3 protein-coding genes and 1 pseudogene are annotated in these 3,280 nt (G+C 62.1%); 3 read left to right on the top strand and 1 reads right to left on the bottom strand.

What is annotated here, in order from left to right; translation table 11 throughout:
* Positions 1-53: 53 nt before the first annotated feature.
* The 3 genes from ACTJGZ_RS15535 to ACTJGZ_RS15525 all read left to right on the top strand — a co-directional run bounded on the left by ACTJGZ_RS15535 (position 54) and on the right by ACTJGZ_RS15525 (position 2,643).
* A protein-coding gene (locus ACTJGZ_RS15535) for an IS3 family transposase (protein WP_441663800.1) occupies positions 54-1,282 on the top strand; the annotation gives its coding sequence in 2 pieces (ribosomal slippage) (positions 54-401 and positions 404-1,282; 1,227 coding nt in all).
* Between the two features lie 192 nt (positions 1,283-1,474).
* Positions 1,475-1,954: a nuclear transport factor 2 family protein gene (locus tag ACTJGZ_RS15530; RefSeq protein ID WP_441663801.1), complete on the top strand. Its 480-nt coding sequence runs from the start codon at positions 1,475-1,477 to the stop codon at positions 1,952-1,954.
* A 44-nt stretch (positions 1,955-1,998) separates the two neighbouring features.
* Positions 1,999-2,643, top strand: a complete 645-nt coding sequence (locus tag ACTJGZ_RS15525) for a DsbA family protein (protein ID WP_441663799.1) — start codon at positions 1,999-2,001, stop codon at positions 2,641-2,643.
* A gap of 159 nt (positions 2,644-2,802) precedes the next feature.
* On the opposite strand, the pseudogene ACTJGZ_RS15520 reads toward ACTJGZ_RS15525, so the two are convergent.
* Positions 2,803-3,280: pseudogene (locus ACTJGZ_RS15520) on the bottom strand (polyphosphate kinase 2); the annotation flags it as partial.

Below are 3,280 nucleotides of genomic sequence, written 5' to 3'. Positions count from 1 at the left end.
TGACTCGTCCTGAATTTGGTTGACACCTTTTTGAGAGAAGAAAGGAGAGTCAATTGGAATCAAGGATCAAGCGAACCCAGCGGGACTACAGCTTAGCTTTTAAACTGTCGGTGGTCGAGCAGGTGGAAAAAGGCGAGCTGACGTACAAAGAGGCGCAGCGTCGCTATGGGATCCAAGGCCGGTCAACGGTGCTGGTGTGGCTGCGCAAGCATGGCCGCGCGGGCGTGAGTGGCTGGAGCCTGCCGACGGTCAGAGGAGTGGATATGGATCGTCAGGGCAAGGCGCTTACGCCCGAGCAGCGAATCAAGGAGCTGGAGGTTCAGCTGAAAGAGGCGCGCGAGAAGGCGCAGTTGTTTGAGGCCGTGGTCAATGTGCTGGAGAAGGACTACGGGGTGCGCGTCGTAAAAAAGCCTTCGGGCAAGTCCTCACGCAAAAGCTCATCCAAGGGTTGAGCGTGGCAAGGGCTTGCCGCTACATGGGCCACAGCCGCCAGGCCTACTACAAGGGCAGGCACAGGGAGCGAGAGCGCCAGCAGCAGGCGTGCCAGGTCGTGTCGATGGTGACGGCGTTACGGGTGCGGCAACCGAAACTGGGTACTCGCAAACTGCATCATATGCTGCGCCAACCGCTGCGCGAGGCGGGGATCAAGGCTGGGCGCGATGCGCTGTTCGACATCCTGCGCAGCGCTCGGATGCTGGTGCGGCCGCGCCGGGCCTATCACAAGACCACCGATAGCCACCATCGCTTCCGGCGCCACCCGAACCTGCTCAAGGCAGGTCAAGGCCAGGTGGTGGCGACCGGCCCCGAGCAGGTCTGGGTCGCTGACATCACCTACCTGCCGACTGCCCAGCGATGCACCTACTTGAGCCTGGTGACCGACGCCTACTCGCGCAAGATCGTGGGCTACCACGTGGCCGAGAACCTGCAGACCGAAGGGGTGCGCCGCGCGCTGGAGATGGCGTTGCGCTCGCGGCGTTCAAACCAACCGCTGGTTCACCACTCGGATCGAGGCATCCAGTACTGCTCGACGTATTACCAGCGCCTGCACGCCCGACATGGCATCCGTTGCTCGATGACCGACGGCTACGACTGCTACCAGAACGCCTTAGCCGAGCGGGTCAACGGCATCCTGAAGGGAGAACTGTTGCTCCAAAAACCCGCTGATCTGGCTCAAGCCAGGCTCATGGTCAGGCAGTCTGTCCAGATCTACAACACCGAGCGCCCACATCTGTCCCTACAATGCAAAACACCCGATGAAGTTCATCGGGTGCTCAGTCCGTAAGCGCTACGGATACCGGCCCGTAGGTGTCAACCTAGGGCAGGACGGGTCATGCTGGCACCTGCGGGCAAGGCAGCGGGCATCGCTGCTGCTCAGCGGGTGCCCAGAAGGAAGTGACCGGGAGTCATCATGTTCCATCTCATCACACGCGAATGGCGGGTCTTGCTGTGCGCCGGCTTGCTGGCTGGCAGCAGCATGGCGCTGGCCGCGCCGCAGGCCGCCCAGACTGCCGGGATTCAAGCCGCACCTGCGGCGGCTGCCGGACAGGCGTCCATACCCGCCAAGGCGCGCGACACGGCGCGGGAAGAGGCCAATCGTCAATTGGTGCTCGATTTCTATGAGCGTTTCTTCAATCGGCACGAGACTGCCGCCGCTGCGGCGGTCGTGGCGGAAGACTATATTCAGCACAATCCGGCGGTGCCCGATGGCAAGGCGCCGTTCGTCGGCTTCTTTACTGGCTACTTCCAGGACAACCCCCAGTCGCGCGCCCGTATCGTCCGCAGCGCGGCAGATGGCGATCTGGTGTACTTGCATGTCCATTCAAGCAATGGCGCCGCTGACCGCGGGCAGGCCGTGATTGACATCTTCCGGGTGCAGGATGGCATGATCGTCGAACATTGGGATGTCATACAGGATGTTCCGGCGGAAGCGGCCAACGCCAACACGATGTTTTGAATACGCTAGGCCTTCCGCTTGCGGAACCGTCTTGGAGAAATGGAATGTCTGCCACGCAGAAAACCTTGCATTATCTGTTTGATCCCCTGTGCGGCTGGTGCTATGCCGCAGCACCGTTCATTGCCAGCGCGCAGGCGGAACCCGGCCTGACGGTGCGGCCCATGCCGACCGGCCTCTTTTCGGGCGCGGGCGCCAGGCCGATGGATGCTGAATTCGCAGCCTATGCGTGGTCGAATGACCAGCGTATTGAGCAACTGACCGGGCAGCGCTTCACGCAGCAGTACCGGCAGCAAGTGCTGGAAGCTGGCGGCATGTTCGACAGCGGCCCGGCAACCCTGGCCTTGCAGGCGGTGGCGATGACTGACCCGGCGCGGGAGCTGGAGGCGCTGCGGGCCATGCAACTGGCGCGCTATGTCGGCGGACGCGATATGACGCAAGTTGAACCGCTGGCCGGGCTATTGCGCGAGCTGGGGCTGGACGGCGCTGCGGCGCTGCTGGCGCAGCCGGATCTGGCCTTGCTGCAAGCCTTGCAGGCGCGCACACAGCAGGCCCGCCGTCTCTTGCAGGCGGCTGGCGCGCGCGGCGTGCCCACCCTGGTGCTGGAGGTGAACGGCGAATCGCAGGTATTGCCGTCCGCTGACGTCTATGGCAACCCCGGCAGCGTGCTGGACTGGATACGGGCGCAATAATCCGTCACTGCGCCCGCGGCGGCTCCCCTGTCAGCATGGCAGCCCTGGGGCCATCGGAACAATCAGGGCACTCAGGGTATTCAGGGCATTCAGGACACTCAGGCAAGAATGCCGGAAAGCGCGGCCGCCGCGCCGTGATAGGGGATCAGCCCCGGAAAATCAATACAGTTCCGGCACGTGCATATCCTGGGGAACGGGGTGGCGGATGTAATCAGGGTGGTGAATCCGCGGCGGCAGGGCGATTTCCTCGTGCGGCACGCTTTGGTAAGGAATCTGCCCCAGCAAGTGGTTGATGCAATTGAGCCGCGCCCGTTTCTTATCCACCCCTTCAACGATCCACCAGGGCGCTTCCGGAAGATGGGAGCGTTCCAGCATGGTTTCCTTGGCCTTTGTGTAATCCTCCCAGCGGCGGCGGGATTCCAGGTCCATGGGCGACAGCTTCCATTGCTTCAGGGGATCATGAATACGCATCAAAAAGCGGCGGTGCTGTTCATCATCGGTAATCGAGAACCAGTATTTGATCAGGACAATGCCGGAGCGCACCAGCATTTTCTCGAATTCGCCGACGCTATTGAAGAACTCTTCATACTCATCATCGGTACAGAAACCCATGACGCGCTCGACACCGGCGCGGTTG

It is taken from the genome of Kerstersia sp., assembly GCF_052103615.1.
GTDB lineage: Bacteria > Pseudomonadota > Gammaproteobacteria > Burkholderiales > Burkholderiaceae_B > Kerstersia.
Note: the sequence above shows the minus strand (reverse complement) of the source record. Positions and strands in the feature narration are given on the sequence as shown.